Consider the following 16,600-nt stretch of genomic DNA (forward strand, 5'->3'; position numbering starts at 1 on the left):
TCGACTCATGTTTGGTTCCAACGACGACAAGAAGGCTCCGGCCCAGGCCGGGGAAAAGAAATCCTTGTTCGGCTGGCTGCGCAAGAAGCCCCAGGAAGTCACTCCCGCCGCTCCGGCGGAGCCGGTGGCCCCTGTCGAGGCCGATGCCCCGGCTGCACCTGCGCCTGCCCCCGAAACCGTTCCGGCTGCCCAGCCTGCAGCTGCGCCAGTGGCCGAGCAGGCCCCCGCGCCCGAGGTTGCTCCCGCGCCGGTCGAAACGCCGGCTCCTGCTCCGGTTGTGGCAGAGGCTCCGGCCGCCGCGCCGGTGATTGCCGAAGCGCCGGTAGTCGCCGAGCCTGCTGCACCTGCACCTGCACCTGCACCTGCACCTGCACCTGCATTTGTCGCCGAGCAGCCTGCTCCGGTGGCCGTCCCTGCTCCTGTTGCCGAACCCGCCCCGGCCCCCGTCGCCCAGGCGGAGCCGGCCAAGGCCGGTTTCTTCGCGCGGCTCAAGCAGGGCCTGTCCAAGACCAGCGCCAGCATCGGCGAAGGCATGGCCAGCCTGTTCCTCGGGCGCAAGGCCATCGACGACGATCTGCTGGATGAAATCGAAACCCGTCTGCTGACCGCCGATGTCGGCGTGGAAGCCACCAGCGCCATCGTCCAGAGCCTGACCCAGAAGGTCGCGCGCAAGCAGCTCGCCGATGCCGATGCCCTGTACAAGGCGCTGCAGGACGAGTTGGCCGCGTTGCTGCGTCCGGTCGAGCAGCCGCTGAAGATCGACAACGGCCACGCGCCCTACGTGATCCTCGTGGTCGGCGTGAACGGCGTCGGCAAGACCACCACCATCGGCAAGCTGGCCAAGAAGCTGCAGCAGGATGGCAAGAAGGTCATGCTCGCCGCTGGCGACACCTTCCGTGCCGCCGCCGTGGAACAGCTGCAGGTCTGGGGCGAGCGTAACAACATCGCCGTGATCGCCCAGCACACCGGCGCCGACTCGGCTTCCGTGATCTTCGATGCCGTGCAGGCCGCCAGGGCCCGAGGCGTCGATGTGCTGATCGCCGACACCGCCGGCCGCCTGCATACCAAGGACAACCTGATGGAAGAGCTGAAGAAGGTGCGCCGCGTGATCGGCAAGCTGGACGACTCGGCTCCCCACGAAGTGCTGCTGGTGCTGGATGCCGGCACCGGGCAGAACGCCATCAACCAGGCCAAGCAGTTCCACCAGGCGGTCAATCTGTCCGGCCTGGCCCTGACCAAGCTGGACGGCACCGCCAAGGGCGGGGTGATCTTCGCCCTGGCCAAGCAGTTCGGCCTGCCGATCCGTTATATCGGCGTGGGCGAAGGCATCGACGATCTGCGTACCTTCGAAGCCGACGCCTTCGTGAAGGCCCTCTTCGCTGAGCGGGAGTCCGCATGATTCGATTCGAGCAGGTCGGCAAACGCTATCCCAATGGCCATGTTGGCTTGCACGAACTGAGCTTCCGCGTTCGCCGCGGCGAGTTCCTCTTCGTCACCGGCCACTCCGGCGCCGGCAAGAGCACGCTGCTGCGCCTGCTGCTGGCCATGGAGCGTCCCACCAGCGGCAAGTTGCTGCTGGCGGGGCAGGACCTCTCGACCATCACCAATTCGCAGATCCCTTTCCTGCGCCGCCAGATCGGCGTCGTGTTCCAGAATCACCAGCTGCTGTTCGACCGCAGCGTGTTCGACAACGTCGCCCTGCCGCTGCAGATCCATGGCCTGTCCAAGGCGGAGATCGCCAAACGGGTGAGTGTGGCGCTGGAGCGGGTTTCCCTGGCGGACAAGGCCGAGCTCTACCCGGCCGACCTGTCCACCGGCCAGCAACAGCGCGTCGGCATCGCCCGCGCCGTGGTGCACCGCCCGGCCCTGCTGCTGGCGGACGAACCCACCGGTAACCTGGACCCGCGCCTGGCCGCCGAGATCATGGGCGTATTCGAGGACATCAATCGCTTGGGCACCACAGTGCTGATCGCCAGCCACGACCTGGCGCTGATCGCGCGCATGCGCCATCGCCTGCTCACCCTGCAACGCGGTCGCCTGATCGGTGATGGGGAGGCTGTCTGATGAGCGCCAAGCAGATGCCGCCGCCGAAGCCCGCCGAGCGCGTGGGGGCTTCGCCCCGGCACGTCGAGTCGCCGGAGAAGGGTGACGACGGCCCGGATTTCCGCACCCTGCTGCACGCCTGGCTGGAAAGCCATCGCGCAAGCCTGGTGGACAGCCTGCGCCGCTTGGGCCGTCAGCCCGTTGGCAGCTTCTTCACCTGCCTGGTGATGGCCATCGCCCTCAGCCTGCCCATGGGCCTCTCCCTGCTGCTCAGCAACGTCGAGCGCCTGGGCGGTTCGTGGCAGCGCGCGGCGCAGATTTCCCTGTTCATGAAAATGGACGCCAGCGAATCCCAGGGGCAGAAACTGCGCGACGAGATCGCCGGCATGCCCGACGTCGCCGAGGCCGAGTGGATCAGCCGCGAGCAGGCCCTGGCCGAACTGCAACAGCAGTCAGGCCTTGGGGAAGCGCTCAAGGAACTGCCGCAGAACCCGCTGCCGGGTGTGGTCCTGGTGACGCCCAAGGAAGTCGACAAGGCAGGGCTGGAAGCGCTGCGCCAGCGTCTCTCGGAGATGCCGGGTATCGAGCAGGCGCAACTGGATCTGGTCTGGGTCGAGCGGCTGTCGGCCATCCTCAAGCTGGGCGAGCGTTTTGTCTTCGGTCTGGCGGTGCTGCTGATCCTGGCGCTGCTGCTGGTGATCGGTAATACCATTCGTCTGCATATCGAGAACCGCCGCACCGAGATCGAGGTGATCAAACTGGTGGGCGGAACCGATAGCTACGTGCGTCGCCCCTTCCTTTATATGGGCGCGCTCTATGGCACCGGCGCCGGCCTGCTGGCCTGGCTGGTGCTGGCCTATGGCCTGGATTGGCTGAACGACGCCGTGGTGCGTCTGGCCGGCCTCTACGGCAGTGATTTCGCCCTGGCGGGCGTGCCATTGGCCGATGGTCTATCCCTGCTTCTGGGCGCCGTTCTGCTGGGCTACATTGGTGCCTGGCTGGCCGTCGCCCGTCATCTCAGTGAGCTGGCGCCCCGTTAGAAGCAACGACTTTTCGCGGGGTTCGCGAGGGGTGTAAGGAAACTTTTACACCCTCTTGCAGTCATATGGGCCAGTGCTACACTGCGCGAGCTTTAGTGAATCGGAGGATTCGCATGACCACTTCCCTGCAACCTGTCTATGCCCTGGCCCCCGGTGCGAACCTGGAGGCATACGTGCATGCGGTCAACGGCATCCCGCTGTTGTCCGTCGAGCAGGAGCGCGATCTGGCCGAACGCCTCTTCTACGAACAAGATCTGGAAGCGGCACGGCAAATGGTATTGGCGCACCTGCGCTTCGTCGTGCACATCGCCAAGAGTTATTCCGGCTACGGCCTGGCCCAGGCCGACCTGATCCAGGAAGGCAACGTCGGCCTGATGAAGGCCGTGAAGCGCTTCAACCCCGAGATGGGCGTGCGCCTGGTGTCTTTCGCGGTGCACTGGATCAAGGCCGAGATCCACGAGTTCATCCTGCGCAACTGGCGCATCGTCAAGGTCGCCACCACCAAGGCGCAGCGCAAGCTGTTCTTCAATCTGCGCAGCCAGAAGAAGCGTCTGACCTGGCTGAACAATGATGAAGTCCACGCGGTGGCCAACACCCTCGGTGTCGAGCCCCACGAAGTGCGCGAGATGGAAAGCCGGTTGACCGGCCAGGACATGGCGTTCGATCCGGCGGCGGATGCCGACGACGACACCGCCTTCCAGGCACCGGCCCATTACCTGGAAGACCACCGCTACGACCCGGCGCGCCAGCTGGAGGAAGCGGACTGGAGCGACAGCTCCACCGCCAACCTGCACGAAGCCCTGGACGGCCTGGACGAGCGCAGCCGCGACATCCTCTACCAGCGCTGGCTGGCCGAGGAGAAGGCGACGCTGCACGACCTGGCGGCCAAGTACAACGTCTCCGCCGAGCGTATTCGCCAGCTGGAGAAGAACGCCATGAACAAGCTCAAGGGCTTCATTCAGGCGTGATGCTGAAACCTAAGAAAAGCCGCACCTCGGTGCGGCTTTTTTCTGTCTGGAGAAAACCACCATGCCCTTGCCGCAACTGCGTTCCAGCCACTGGTTGCTGTTCGCCGCGGTCGCCGCGCTGTTCTTTTCCATGGCGCTGTGGATGAGTCGGCAGTCCGATAGGGCTGAGCCGCTGCCCTGGCTGGTGGATTGGCAGGAAACGGTGATCGTGCCGCTGGCCGACGGCGATCTGCCACTGGAGAAGCTGGCCGAGCTGGCGCCCGGCGAGCTCTGGCTGCAACCGCGCCAGGAAGGCCCGCGCCTGGTCTTCCGCTCCGAGCAGCAGCGGGATGAAGGCGTCTGGCGCCTTGAGGCGGAGCTGGAACTCAGCGACAGCGAGCGCACCAGCCTGGTCAAGGTGCTCGGCAAGGGCACCGACGAGCAGCCCCTGAGCGGCGACATGCTGCAACAGCTGGGCAGCCATCGGGTAGGGGTGCTGAACATGGTACCCATGGTCGAGGTGCCTGCCGCGCGGCTCGCCGCCAGTATCGGCCTGCCCCGGCTGCGGTTGCGCACGGGGGAGGGCGAGGCGTGGATCTATCCCCAGCAGGGGCTCAGCGCGCACCTGCTGGAGGGCCAGGTGCAGTTGCTGCATCTCGTACCGCGCGAGGCGATGAAGCAGTAAGCGGGAAGTGCCCGCAGAGGCGGCTTCAGAGCTGCTGCAGGTAGCTGCTGCCGCCCAGCTGGTTCATCTGCCGACGGATCCAGCCGGCGCGCGTAGCGACGTAACCGCTGGGACGGGATGGGCTCCATTTGCGCGGGTTGGGCAGCACCGCCGCCAGCAGGGCCGCCTGTTGGCGGGACAGCCGTGCGGCCGGCACGCCGAAGTGCTGGCGTGCTGCGGCGTCTGCACCGAATACGCCATTGCCCCACTCGACGCTGTTCAGGTAGACCTCAAGAATGCGGTGCTTGGGCCAGAACAGCTCGATCAGGCCGGTGAACCAGACTTCCAGACCCTTGCGGACCCAGTTGCGGCCGGACCAGAGGAACAGGTTCTTTGCCACCTGCTGGCTCAGGGTGCTGGCGCCACGGATCGAACCGCCGCGCTCGTTGTGCGCCATGGCCTTGCGGATCGCGGGGATGTCGAAGCCCCAGTGCTCGGCGAATTTCTGGTCTTCGGCGGCGATCACCGCGATCTTCAGGTCATCCGGCAGCTCATCCCAGGACACCCAGTCGCGCTTGATATCGATGGGCTTGCCGTCGATCCATGACTCGATCTTGCGTTCCACCATGACCATCGAGCCTGGTGTGGGTACCCAGCGGAACAGGATCACCAGCAATACGGACGCCGCCGCGAACCAGAGCAGCAATTTGAACAGGCGGCGGCGAATGGTGCGGAACATGCTGGGTTGGCCCGGGGAAATTTGCGCGCCATTATAGCGGCCGTCCGTCCTCTGTCTGGAGTCCTCATGGCGCGCCTTTTCCTGCTGTTGTCAGCATTCGCCGGTTTCACCGGGGTGGCCCTCGGCGCCTTCGCCGCCCACGGCCTGAAGAGCAAGCTGACGCCCGAGTACCTGGCCGTATTCCAGACCGGCACCCACTACCAGCTCATCCACGCCCTGGCCCTGTTCGGCGTGGCCCTGCTGGCCCTCCACGTTCCCGGGCGTCTGGTGAATCTGGCGGGTGGCTTCTTCGCCCTTGGTATCCTGCTGTTCTCCGGCAGTCTCTACCTGCTGACCCTCAGCGGCATCGGCAAGCTCGGCATCGTTACCCCCTTCGGCGGCCTGGCGTTCCTCGCCGGCTGGCTGTGCCTGGGGCTGGCCGCCTGGAATACCGTTCCGCGCTAACTTGACCGTGGCGTCAAATTGCGGGACGAATGGCGCCGTTTTGCCTTGGTCCCGCGAGGCGATCGGGCTAGAATGCCGTCCCCTTTTCCAGTTGTGACTGATCCGTCATGCGTATTCAGTTGAACGGCGAATCCTTCGAGCTGCCCGATGGCCATACCGTCGCAGACCTCATTTCCCGCCTGGATCTTGCCGGCCGCCGCGTTGCGGTCGAGCTCAATCTCGACATCGTGCCGCGCAGCCAGCACGCCGCCACGGTCCTTTCCGAAGGTGACCGCGTCGAGGTGGTCCACGCCATAGGCGGCGGCTAGCCGAGCGGGCCTTGGCCCGTCCCGTCGCTTACCCGCAGCGCCCGTTCCCGCGCATCAAGCAATTCCCTCTGCCCGCTAGGAGTCCAGCATGAGCCACACGCCGATCGACAAGCCCTTCACCCTCGCGGGCCGCACCTATCAGTCGCGTCTGCTGGTGGGCACCGGCAAGTACAAGGACCTCGAAGAAACCCGCGTCGCCATCGAGGCTTCCGGCGCCGAGATCGTCACCGTCGCCGTGCGCCGCACCAACATCGGCCAGAACCCGGGTGAGCCGAACCTGCTGGATGTGATCTCCCCGGACAAGTACACCATCCTGCCGAACACTGCCGGCTGCTATAACGCCGACGAGGCCGTGCGCACCTGCCGCCTGGCCCGCGAGCTGCTGGATGGCCACAACCTGGTCAAGCTGGAAGTGCTGGCGGACCAGAAGACCCTCTTCCCCAACGTCGTCGAAACCATCAAGGCCGCCGAGCAGCTGGTCAAGGACGGTTTCGACGTGATGGTCTACACCAGTGATGACCCCATCATCGCCCGCCAGCTGGCCGAAATCGGCTGCATCGCCGTGATGCCCCTGGCCGGCCTGATCGGTTCGGGCATGGGCATCTGCAACCCCTGGAACCTGCGCATCATCCTTGAAGAGGCCAAGGTTCCGGTGCTGGTGGATGCCGGTGTGGGCACCGCTTCCGACGCCACCATCGCCATGGAGCTGGGCTGCGAGGCCGTGTTGATGAACACCGCCATCGCCCACGCGCAGAACCCGGTGATGATGGCCGAGGCCATGAAGCACGCCATCGTCGCCGGCCGCCTCGCCTACCTGGCCGGGCGCATGCCGCGCAAGCTCTACGCCAGCGCATCTTCGCCGCTGGATGGTCTGATCCGCTGAGAATCCGCGATCGGCTGCGCGTCGGTCCGGGGGCGTTAAAAACAGGCTGGAGCGCCAGCCCGGTCGGAATACTGATTTACAGCTGTAAACTCCGCTTCCTCGCCTGTTTTGTCTTGCATGGCTTTAGCTCGCAAGATCGATCAGGTTCTGTAAGTTTGCTAACAGGTTTTCGCAATGATTGAAGAACAGGGCTCGCCGGCTGAAGCCGACGAAACGCGCCACCGCCGCACCATCAAGAGTTTCGTGATGCGTGCCGGGCGCATGACCGAAGGCCAGCAGCGTGGCCTCGACCAGGGCTGGCCGAAGTTCGGCCTGGAGCTGGCCGACGGCCCGCAGGACTTCGATGCCCTGTTCGGTCGCAGTGCGCCGCGCACCTTCGAGATCGGTTTCGGCATGGGCCATGCCACCCTGGAGATGGCTGCTGCGGCGCCGGAGCAGGACTTCATCGGTGTCGAAGTGCATCGTCCGGGGGTTGGCGCCTTGTTGAATGGCGCCATGACCCAGGGCCTGACCAATATCCGGGTATACAGCTGCGATGCCCTGGAAGTGCTGCGCGACTGCGTCGCCGATGGCAGCCTGGACCGCGTCCTGCTGTTCTTCCCCGATCCCTGGCACAAGTCCCGCCACCACAAGCGGCGCATCGTCCAGCCGGCCTTCGCCGAGCTGGTCCGGCAGAAGCTCCGGGTCGGCGGCGTGCTGCACATGGCCACGGACTGGGAACACTACGCCGAGCACATGCTGGAAGTGATGAATGTCGCACCGGGTTACCGCAACCTGGCCGAAGATGGCCGCTACGTGCCGCGCCCGGAAGAGCGCCCGGTAACCAAGTTCGAGCGCCGCGGCGAACGCCTCGGCCACGGCGTCTGGGACCTCAAGTTCCAGCGCATCGATTGACCGGGCGCCGCCCAGCGGCGCACCGGCACACCTGACTAGACCGGGACCACCCGGCACCTCACCTGATCCGACGATAGCAACGCCTGTTCACTGAGCGGGCGGCATAAGAATAAGAGCGACGTGGCTGCCACTGCGTCGTGAGGAGAAGGCTGTGTTGTTGAGAACTTTCGGATATCTGCTCCTGGCCGGCTGTGCCCTGCAAGCCCAGGCCAAGGTCGACGCTACCCAGGCCGCCCGACTCGGCCAGGACCTCACCCCCCTGGGCGGCGAACGCGCCGGCAATGCCGCCGGCACCATCCCGGCCTGGGATGGCGGTCTCGCTACCCCGCCTGCCGGCTACGAGCCGGGCATGCATCACCCGGACCCCTACGCAAGCGAGGCCCCGCGCTTCGTCATCGATGGCAAGAACCTCGGCCAGTACGAACAACTGCTGACGCCGGGGCACAAGGCCCTGCTGCAGGCGCACCCGGAGTACAAGCTGCGGGTCTTTCCGACCCACCGCAGCGCTGCCGCACCGCAGCGTATCTACGATGCCACCCGCTTCAACGCCGAGAACGGCGCGCTGATCGCCGGCGGCAACGGTGTGGAAGGCGTGGCCGCGGGCGTGCCATTCCCGATCCCGGCCAACGGCCTGGAAGCCATCTGGAACCACATCCTGCGCTATCGCGGCGAGCAGATTCACTTCACCACCAACCAGGCGGCGGTCCTCGCCAACGGCAGCTACAACCTGCTGAAACTGGAGCGGGACATCTACTTCGTCTACGGTCGCGAGGGCATGACGCCGGGCAAGCTGGAGAACACTCTGTTCTTCTACAAGTACCGCGTCGTTGCGCCGGCCAAGCTGTCCGGATCGGCCCTGGTGGTGCAGGAAACCCTCGACCAGGTGCTGTCGATCCGCAAGGCCTGGCGTTTCAACCGCGGCGAGCGTCGCGTCCGCCGCCTGCCGATGCTGGCCTACGACACCCTGCAGCCCGATACCAACGGCCTGGCCACTGCCGACGTGGTGGATTCCTACAACGGTGCCCCGGACCGCTACGAGTGGCAGTTGCTGGGCAAGCAGGAAATGCTGGTGCCCTACAACAGCTATGCGGTGCACCAGAAGGGGATTCCCTACCAGCAGATCCTCAAGACCAGCTACGTGAACCCCGAACTGCTGCGCTACGAGCAGCATCGCGTCTGGGTGGTGGAGGCGACCCTGCGCAAGGGTTTCAGTCATCCCTACGCCAAGCGCCGCTTCTATCTGGATGAGGACAGCTGGCAGGTCCTCGCTGTCGACCTCTACGACAAGGACGGCGGCCTGATCGGGATGCAGGAAAGCCATCCGATCAGCTACTACGATGTCCCCATGTTCGGCAGTACGCTGGAAACCATCTACGATTTCGTGGGTGACCGCTACTTCGTCGACGGGCTCGACAACAACGAACCCATGTATGACTTCAAGGCCGTGCTCAGCCCGAGGGATTTCACGCCCCAGGCGCTGCGACGCGAAGGCAACTGATTCCGGCCTGCCTGGCCATCCCAGCCGCCCCTCGGGGCGGCTTTTTAATGGGCGGGTATTTGTGGGAGCGATTTCAATCGCGAATGAATTCGCTCCCACGAGGGGCTGCTGCCCCGCTCGCTCAGTGCATAGGGTGGATGTCGCTCTTCACATCCACCAGCGGAGCCCTTCCGAACCTCAAGCGGTGGAGCTGCCCGGAAGGCCCGTCAATTGATCAGCTCCGCCCCGGTCAGGGTCGTCTCCGGCAATGCCGGCGGCGCGGGGCTGATCTGCATGTACTTGATGCTTTCCCGTGGAATCAGCAGCAGGTCGCCATCCACTTCGATGCTGAGAAAAGGGGACTCCAGTTGGCGGCGCAAGCCCCTGGCCACTTCGACCGGGTCGGCGGTTTGCTGGGGAAAACGCAGGGCCAGGCGCTGGCCGTCCTGGAAGTGCAGGTAGAGGTGCTTGATCGGTTTCATGGGCGTGCTCCCGGCGGTGGCGGCCGGGAGCCGCCGATCCTAGTTGCGATCGGCGATCACACCGATCACGAAGAAGACTAGTAGCAGGACGGGCGCCAAGGTGTAGTTGTTGAAGTAGCCCAGTCCTTTGGCCAGCCAGGGCGTCAGGTAGATCATCGCCAGGCCGTAGCCCACCGCGCACAGCAGCACGAAGAGCAGGGTGCGGAAGAGGAAGTTGAGGCTGCCGATGCGCTGTTGCACCCAGGCGTTCAGGGCGGGGCCGAACAGCACCAGGACGGTGGCCATGATGGCCAGGGCGATGTCATGCAGGTGGCCGCGGCTCCAGCGCGAGAGGGTGGCGATCAGGTCCAGTACGACTTCCATCCAGAGAATCCTTGGCGAAATGGTTCGGGGGCAGACGATTCCAAATCCGTGGTGCGCCCGTCAAGGCAGGAAGTGCTGCAGCAGGTCGTTGAGGAACAACTGGCCCTCGGGGGTGGCCACGAGCCGCTCCGGGTCCTTCAGCAGCAGGCCGCGGGCCTCGGCTTCGGTGCGCGCCGCTGCCAGGTCGGCCAGCGGCATGCCGGTGCGCTGAGTGAACAACGCTGCGGGCACGCCGTCCGTGAGGCGCAGCACGTTCATGAGGAATTCGAAGGGCAGCTCGCCCTGGTCGAGGTGGCGCTCGCCGGCCTGGAAGCGTTTGGCCGGGTCCAGGTAGTCCTTCGGCAGGCGGGTCTTCCAGCTGCGGATGATGCGGCCTTCCGGGCTGCTCAGCTTGGCGTGGGCGCCAGCGCCGATGCCGAGGAAGTCGCCGAAGGTCCAGTAGTTGAGGTTGTGCTGCGCGCGCAGGCCGTCCCGGGCGTAGGCGGACACTTCGTACTGGGCGTAGCCCCGTTCGGCCAGCAGGGCCTGACCGGCTTCCTGGATGTCCCAGAGGATGTCGTCTTCGGGCAGTTCCGGCGGCTGGTTCCAGAACACCGTGTTCGGCTCCATGGTCAGCTGGTACCAGGAAAGGTGCGTCGGACCCTGGGCGATGGCTGTTTGCAGGTCTTCCAGGGCGTCTTCGATGGACTGGTCCGGCAGGCCGTGCATCAGGTCCAGGTTAAAGTTGTCGAAGCCGGCCTTGCGCGCCATGTCGGCAGCACGCACCGCTTCGTCACCGTCGTGGATGCGCCCCAGGGCCTTGAGCTTGGCCTCCTGGAAGCTCTGCACGCCAATGGACAGGCGATTGATGCCGAGCTGGCGGTAGGCGGCGAACTTGGCTTGCTCGAAGGTGCCGGGGTTGGCTTCCAGGGTGATCTCGATGGCACGCGCGAAGGGCACCCGCTGTTCCACGCCGTCCAGCAGCCGGCCAATGGCGTTGGCGCTGAACAGGCTGGGGGTGCCGCCGCCGAAGAAGATCGACGTCAGCTCGCGACCGTGGACATGGCCAAGATCCTGCTCGAGATCAGCCAGCAGCGCGTCGATATAGGCTTCTTCAGGCAGCTCCGAGCCGGCGGCGTGGGAGTTGAAGTCGCAGTAGGGGCACTTGCGCACGCACCAGGGAATATGGACGTAGAGCGCCAGGGGCGGGAGCTGGAAGCCTGATGCCCCGACCTCCGGGTGCGTGCCTGGGCCTTTCATATCCCCAGCCGCTGCTTGAGCAGGGCCATGGCGCGGGCGCGGTGGCTGAGCTGGTTCTTGTCGGTGGGGGAGAGCTCCGCAGCGGAGCTGTTGCATTCCTCGACCCAGAACAACGGGTCGTAGCCGAAGCCATGCTCGCCACGGGCTTCGAACAGGATGCGACCGCGCCAGCTGCCTTCGCAGAGGATCGGCAGCGGGTCATCGGCATGCCGCATCAGCGCCAGGCTGCAGATGAACTGCGCGCCACGCTCGGCCTCGGGAACGTCGCGCAGGACGTCCAGCAGCTTGGCATTGTTCGCCGCATCGCCCTTGCCGTCGGCATAGCGCGCCGAATAGATGCCAGGGGCGCCGCCAAGGAAGTCCACCGCCAGGCCGGAGTCGTCGGCCAGCGCCGGCAGGCCGGACAGGCGGGCCGCATTGCGGGCCTTGAGAATGGCGTTCTCGACGAAGGTCAGGCCGGTTTCTTCAGGCTCGATGTCGCTGAACTCGGCGATGGAGCGCACTTTTACGCTGTCACCGAGCATGGCCTGGAGTTCCTTGAGTTTGCCGGCGTTGTGGCTGGCCAGCACCAGTTCTTTGAAGGGCATCATTCGTCGGGGAAGAATTCCTGGTCGAAGCTGAAGCTGTGGGGGGCTTCATCTGCGCGTTGCACATTGAGGGTGAAATTGAGCATTTCACGCTCGTTGAAGGGGAACTGCGCCAGGTAGTAGATGGCCTCGCCTTCACTGATCTGCTTGAACTGCAGCGGCGTGACCTGGCCGAGCAGATTCTTCACCTGGCCGCTGACCTGGGCGGTGCTGGGCTTGCCGGCCTTGAGCACGGCGACGTTGACCACGCCTTGCGTCTTGCTGCGGGTCAGGCCGACGGCGGCAGCGATGTCCGGCTGCAGGAAACTGGAGTTGAACGCGTTGTAGTGCACGTCCAGGTCGCCGAAGGTCTGCTTGCGCTCGGCAGCTGCCGGCAGCGCCAGGCAAAGGGCGAAAAGGAACAGGGCTAGACGACGCATGGTGTGCCTCCTTTATTCAGATCGCGATGCGGTGGTCCGCAAGACTCGGACCGCTGACGCGATAGATGCCGATCTCACCCAACAGATTAGGCCAAACCCGGCTGGGCAGGTTGTGCCGATGCTCGTGGTCCACTGCCAGGCGGTCGAGCACTTTCACCTGCATTTCGTGGCACAGCGCCTCGAAATCCTTGAAGGTGCAGAAGTGGATGTTCGGCGTGTTGTACCAGGTGTAGGGCAGGAATTCCGACACCGGCATGCGCCCGTAGCGCGCCAGGTACCAGCGGCAGCGCCAGTGGCCGAAGTTGGGGAAGGTGATGATGCATTCGCGACCGACCCGCAGCATTTCCTGGAGGATCCGATCGGGGTAGTGCACCGCCTGCAGCGCCTGGGTCATCACCACCACGTCGAAGCTGTTGCTGGCGAAGTTGCCCAGGCCCTTGTCCAGGTCCTGCTCGATCACGTTCACGCCACGGTCGATGCAGTGGGCGATGTTCTCGGGGTCGATTTCCAGGCCATAGCCGGTGACCTGCTTGTTGTCGCGCAGCCAGGCCAGCAGTTCGCCGCGGCCGCAGCCGAGGTCGAGTACCCGGCTGCCGGCGGGAATCCAGTCCTGGATGATTTCTAGGTCGGCACGCATGGGTTACACCGCAATCCTGTTCATGTAGCTGCTGAAGGCCTGGAGGTAGCGCGGGATCGGCATGAGGAATGCATCGTGGCCCTGGGGCGCATCGATTTCCAGGTAGCTGACGTTTTTCCGCGCGGCGGTCAGGGCGTCGACGATTTCCCGCGAGCGGGCCGGGGAGAAGCGCCAGTCGGTGGTGAAGGACATCACGCAGAAGTCCGCCTTGGCCACCGCCAGGGTCCGCGCCAGGTCGCCGTCATGGGCAGCCGCCGGGTCGAAGTAGTCCAGCGCCTTGGTCATCAGCAGGTAGGTGTTGGCGTCAAAGCGCCCGGAGAATTCCTCACCCTGGTAGCGCAGGTAGCTTTCCACCTGGAATTCCACGCTATGGAAGTCATAGTTGAGCTTCTCGCTCTTCAGTCCGCGGCCGAATTTCTCGCCCATGGCGTCGTCCGACAGGTAGGTGATGTGCCCTACCATGCGCGCCAGCATCAGGCCGCGCTTGGGGATCACGCCCTGCTCCTGGAAGTGGCCGCCGTGGAAATCCGGGTCGGTGAGAATGGCCTGGCGAGCCACTTCGTTGAAGGCGATGTTCTGGGCCGAGAGCTTGGGCGCCGAGGCGATGGCCAGGCAGTGACGCACGCGATCGGGGTAGCTGATGGTCCATTGCATGGCCTGCATGCCGCCGAGGCTGCCACCGATCACGGCGGCCCATTGCTGGATACCGAGGACATCCGCCAGGCGTGCCTGGCTGTTGACCCAGTCTTCCACCGTCATCACCGGGAAGTCGGCACCGAATGGCGTGCCGGTAGCCGGGTTGATGCTGGAGGGGCCGGTCGAGCCGTTGCAGCCACCGAGGTTGTTGAGGCTGACGACGAAGAACTTCAGGGTGTCGATGGGCTTGCCCGGGCCGATGCAGCTGTCCCACCAGCCCGGCTTGCGGTCGTCCATGCTGTGGTAGCCGGCGGCGTGATGATGGCCGGACAGCGCATGGCAGATCAGTACGGCGTTGCTGCGGTCTGCATTCAGTTCGCCGTAGGTTTCATAGACCAGCTCGTAGTCGGTCAGGCTGCGGCCACAGGCCAGTGCCAGCGGCTCGCTGAAGCGCTGCACCTGGGGGCTGACCAGGCCGACGGAATCTGCGGGAATGGCGGTGGGCATCGCGACCCTGCTCTCAATCTGGGAAGGGCGCCAGTCTAAAGAGCGCCGCCCCCAGCGGCAAGCGCGGGGGGTGGCGGCTAAGACGTTGAATAATCAGGTGCAGCGGGCGTTCAGGCGGACTCGCCACCGCGCTGCCTGCGCGATGCCACCGGCAGGCTGACGACCTTGTTCATGCGCTGCATGGGCGAGGGGCGGCGGAAGGTCCGCAGCATCTCGTTGGCTTCGGCGATCTGCTGCTCCAGTTCCTCGGTGTAGCGCTGCAGTTGCTGGCCGCGCTGGCGGGTGAGCTGGGTTTCCTGGGCCAGGGCCTTCAGCCGCAGCATGTGGGTCTCCAGCAGCTGCTTGTGCTCCAGGGTGTGCTGCATCAGCGGCATCAGGGCGTCGCCGGCCCACTGCGCGACTTCCAGGCGCAGGCGCTGGTGCATGCCGATGAGTTCCTGCACCAGGGTGTCGAAGAAGCGTTTACCGAGTTGGCGCTGCTCGGTCAGCAGGGTCTTGGGATGCAGGCGGAACTGGTCGGCCTTGGCGCGCAGCTGGCGAAGCTCGCGGAGATAGCGCTGCACATTGAATTGCGGCGCGTCGACCGCGTTCAGCGGGTTTTCTTCGTTGTGCCGGCGATAGATGGCCGCGACCATCTTGTTGGCCATTTCCGCCTCGTGTTCGAGGCTGTGCAGGTCGTGCTGCACCGAATGGAAGAAATGCACGATGCCCTGGTTGATGCCCACCGTGGTCCAGCTGCCGGTGAGCTCGCGGCGCAGGCGCGCCAGGTGTTCGTCCAGGCGCTCGGTGCGCACGGCATTGCGCAGGACGTCGCCCTGGCGCTTGAGCAGGCGCTGGTTGGTTTTCAGGCCGAGCAGGCGGCGATGGTGCTGGGCATGGTCTTCCTTGGTCCGCGCGGTCAGCTCGAAGAGCATCTGGCCGTTGTCCTGCTGATGGCTGTCGAGCATCGACTGCTGCTCGCGGACCTTCTCCAGACGCAGGTTGAGCACGTGCAGGCTGTTCTGCAGTTGCGACATCAGCTGATGCGCCACGTGGTCTTCGATCAGGCGTTCCTTCTGGGTGACGATGCGCTCGCAGAGCAACTCTTCCAGTGTGCCGATCTGGCTGCGGGCGAGCAGTTCGCCGTCCTTGCGCACCTTGGCCAGCAGCGCCTGCTTGGCCGAAAGCGGCAGCACTTCGTCGCTGCGAATGCCCAGCTGGCGGGCAGTGGTTTCCTGGATGCGGCGAATGGCGTTCTGCACGAAATTTTCGCCGGCCAGGTCGTCCCAGAGCACGTCAACCTTGTTCAACACGGCGAACAGGTGCGCCTGGGTGTCTTCGTCGAGCTGGCGGATGTGCTGCTGCCAGACGCTCATGTCGCTGGCGGTGACGCCGGTATCGGCCGAGAGCAGGAAGACGATGGCCTGGGCGGCCGGCAGCATCGACAGGGTGAGCTCGGGCTCGCTGCCGAGGGCGTTCAGGCCGGGGGTGTCGAGGATGCGCAGGCCCTGGCGCAGCAGCGGGTGGTCGAAGTTGACCATGGCGTGGCGCCAGGCCGGCACCAGGACCTCGCCGGGGCGGCCGGTGGAATCGAGCATGTCCGGATGGAAACCGAGCTGGATGGCCTGCTCCACCGGCATCGGCTTGGTCCGCGCCACCTGGGTGAAGGCCTGGATCATGTTGTCCGGGTCGCTCGGGTCCAGCGGGATGTTCACCCAGTGCCGCGGCGCGCGCTTGAACTGGGCCACGCTGGCTTCGGCCATGCGCGACTCGATGGGCAGCAGGCGGATGTAGGAACGCTCGGAGCGCGGGTCGTAGAACAGTTCGGTGGGGCACATGGTGGTGCGCCCGGCCTGGGACGGCAGCATGCGCTGGCCGAACTCGGAGAAGAACAGGCAGTTGATCAGCTCGGTCTTGCCGCGGGAGAACTCGCCGACGAAGGCCAGGGTGATGTGATCGGTGCGGAGCAGGCGCTGGGCGCGTTCCAACTTGGCGGAGAGCGCTTCGGAGTTGAGCCGGTTATGTTCGAGCCAGCTTCGATAGCGGGTGATCTCCCGCAGCAGCTCGCGTTTCCAGGCTACGTAGGCGTCGACTTGCTGACTGAGTCGCTCCATGCTCATCCAGGCTCTCCTCGGGATCACGCGTCCTGCGTACGGGGATTGAGACGAATTTCGAATCGAAATGCCGACGCTGACGGTCATACCGCTGCATCCGGAAGCTCGCTCCGGGTCAGGGTAAAGGCAGAGTGCCAGCCACTCATTGCTGGGCATTATGCGCTTTGAGGGATGAGCGTCAATTGGCCGGCTCGCCAT

19 protein-coding genes are annotated in these 16,600 nt (G+C 65.1%); 10 read left to right on the forward strand and 9 right to left on the reverse strand.

The features are described from left to right. Window positions 1-7: 7 nt before the first annotated feature. From ftsY to FXN65_RS01325, 5 genes are all read left to right on the forward strand, one after another. Complete coding sequence (ftsY, locus tag FXN65_RS01305) at window positions 8-1,399, forward strand: signal recognition particle-docking protein FtsY (protein ID WP_151131293.1); 1,392 nt, start codon at window positions 8-10, stop codon at window positions 1,397-1,399. Continuing rightward, complete coding sequence (gene ftsE / locus FXN65_RS01310) at window positions 1,396-2,064, forward strand: cell division ATP-binding protein FtsE (protein ID WP_044871017.1); 669 nt, start codon at window positions 1,396-1,398, stop codon at window positions 2,062-2,064. Before ftsY ends, ftsE begins: the two co-directional genes overlap by 4 nt. Continuing rightward, window positions 2,064-3,083 (forward strand): permease-like cell division protein FtsX, encoded by a 1,020-nt coding sequence (ftsX, locus tag FXN65_RS01315; RefSeq protein WP_151131294.1) that lies wholly within the window; start codon window positions 2,064-2,066, stop codon window positions 3,081-3,083. The genes ftsE and ftsX overlap by 1 nt, the downstream gene beginning before the upstream one ends. 113 nt (window positions 3,084-3,196) lie before the next feature. Then, a complete protein-coding gene (gene rpoH, locus FXN65_RS01320) occupies window positions 3,197-4,051 on the forward strand; it encodes an RNA polymerase sigma factor RpoH (protein WP_151131295.1) in 855 nt (284 codons plus the stop codon). A gap of 61 nt (window positions 4,052-4,112) precedes the next feature. Next, window positions 4,113-4,715: a hypothetical protein gene (locus tag FXN65_RS01325; protein WP_151131296.1), complete on the forward strand. Its 603-nt coding sequence runs from the start codon at window positions 4,113-4,115 to the stop codon at window positions 4,713-4,715. 25 nt (window positions 4,716-4,740) lie between these two features. On the opposite strand, the gene mtgA is transcribed toward FXN65_RS01325, so the two are convergent. Continuing rightward, complete coding sequence (gene mtgA, locus FXN65_RS01330) at window positions 4,741-5,433, reverse strand: monofunctional biosynthetic peptidoglycan transglycosylase (RefSeq protein WP_151131297.1); 693 nt, start codon at window positions 5,431-5,433, stop codon at window positions 4,741-4,743. Window positions 5,434-5,499: 66 nt separating this feature from the next. On the opposite strand from mtgA, the gene FXN65_RS01335 reads away from it, so the two are divergent. The 5 genes from FXN65_RS01335 to FXN65_RS01355 all read left to right on the forward strand — a co-directional run bounded on the left by FXN65_RS01335 (window position 5,500) and on the right by FXN65_RS01355 (window position 9,460). Then, complete coding sequence (locus FXN65_RS01335) at window positions 5,500-5,877, forward strand: DUF423 domain-containing protein (RefSeq protein ID WP_151131298.1); 378 nt, start codon at window positions 5,500-5,502, stop codon at window positions 5,875-5,877. 107 nt (window positions 5,878-5,984) lie between these two features. Next, the gene (gene thiS / locus FXN65_RS01340; RefSeq protein WP_151131299.1) at window positions 5,985-6,185 is read left to right on the forward strand and encodes a sulfur carrier protein ThiS; all 201 of its coding nucleotides are present in this window, start codon (window positions 5,985-5,987) and stop codon (window positions 6,183-6,185) included. Between the two features lie 88 nt (window positions 6,186-6,273). After that, the gene (locus FXN65_RS01345; RefSeq protein ID WP_151131300.1) at window positions 6,274-7,068 is read left to right on the forward strand and encodes a thiazole synthase; all 795 of its coding nucleotides are present in this window, start codon (window positions 6,274-6,276) and stop codon (window positions 7,066-7,068) included. A 174-nt stretch (window positions 7,069-7,242) separates the two neighbouring features. After that, entirely contained in the window at window positions 7,243-7,962 is a 720-nt protein-coding gene (trmB, locus tag FXN65_RS01350) for a tRNA (guanosine(46)-N7)-methyltransferase TrmB (RefSeq protein ID WP_151131301.1), read from the forward strand. Between the two features lie 154 nt (window positions 7,963-8,116). Further along, complete coding sequence (locus FXN65_RS01355; protein WP_151138626.1) at window positions 8,117-9,460, forward strand: DUF1329 domain-containing protein; 1,344 nt, start codon at window positions 8,117-8,119, stop codon at window positions 9,458-9,460. Between the two features lie 206 nt (window positions 9,461-9,666). Here FXN65_RS01355 and FXN65_RS01360 read toward each other — a convergent pair whose 3' ends face one another. From FXN65_RS01360 to FXN65_RS01395, 8 genes are all read right to left on the reverse strand, one after another. Beyond that, window positions 9,667-9,921, reverse strand: a complete 255-nt coding sequence (locus tag FXN65_RS01360; protein WP_151131302.1) for a hypothetical protein — start codon at window positions 9,919-9,921, stop codon at window positions 9,667-9,669. A gap of 39 nt (window positions 9,922-9,960) precedes the next feature. Beyond that, on the reverse strand, window positions 9,961-10,284 hold the full coding sequence (locus FXN65_RS01365; protein WP_120653596.1) for a DUF3392 domain-containing protein: 324 nt from the start codon (window positions 10,282-10,284) through the stop codon (window positions 9,961-9,963). A 60-nt stretch (window positions 10,285-10,344) separates the two neighbouring features. Then, window positions 10,345-11,523, reverse strand: a complete 1,179-nt coding sequence (hemW, locus tag FXN65_RS01370; RefSeq protein WP_151131303.1) for a radical SAM family heme chaperone HemW — start codon at window positions 11,521-11,523, stop codon at window positions 10,345-10,347. After that, window positions 11,520-12,113 (reverse strand): RdgB/HAM1 family non-canonical purine NTP pyrophosphatase, encoded by a 594-nt coding sequence (rdgB, locus tag FXN65_RS01375; RefSeq protein WP_151131304.1) that lies wholly within the window; start codon window positions 12,111-12,113, stop codon window positions 11,520-11,522. Before rdgB ends, hemW begins: the two co-directional genes overlap by 4 nt. Continuing rightward, window positions 12,110-12,529, reverse strand: coding sequence for a DUF4426 domain-containing protein (locus FXN65_RS01380; protein ID WP_151131305.1), 420 nt, complete (start codon window positions 12,527-12,529; stop codon window positions 12,110-12,112). Before FXN65_RS01380 ends, rdgB begins: the two co-directional genes overlap by 4 nt. A 16-nt stretch (window positions 12,530-12,545) precedes the next feature. Beyond that, window positions 12,546-13,166, reverse strand: coding sequence for a methionine biosynthesis protein MetW (metW, locus tag FXN65_RS01385; protein ID WP_151131306.1), 621 nt, complete (start codon window positions 13,164-13,166; stop codon window positions 12,546-12,548). 3 nt (window positions 13,167-13,169) lie between these two features. Further along, entirely contained in the window at window positions 13,170-14,309 is a 1,140-nt protein-coding gene (metX, locus tag FXN65_RS01390) for a homoserine O-succinyltransferase MetX (protein WP_151131307.1), read from the reverse strand. A gap of 110 nt (window positions 14,310-14,419) precedes the next feature. Then, window positions 14,420-16,408, reverse strand: a complete 1,989-nt coding sequence (locus tag FXN65_RS01395) for a dynamin-like GTPase family protein (RefSeq protein ID WP_151131308.1) — start codon at window positions 16,406-16,408, stop codon at window positions 14,420-14,422. Between the last annotated feature and the right edge of the window lie 192 nt (window positions 16,409-16,600).

This window comes from Pseudomonas lalkuanensis (assembly GCF_008807375.1).
GTDB lineage: Bacteria > Pseudomonadota > Gammaproteobacteria > Pseudomonadales > Pseudomonadaceae > Metapseudomonas > Metapseudomonas lalkuanensis.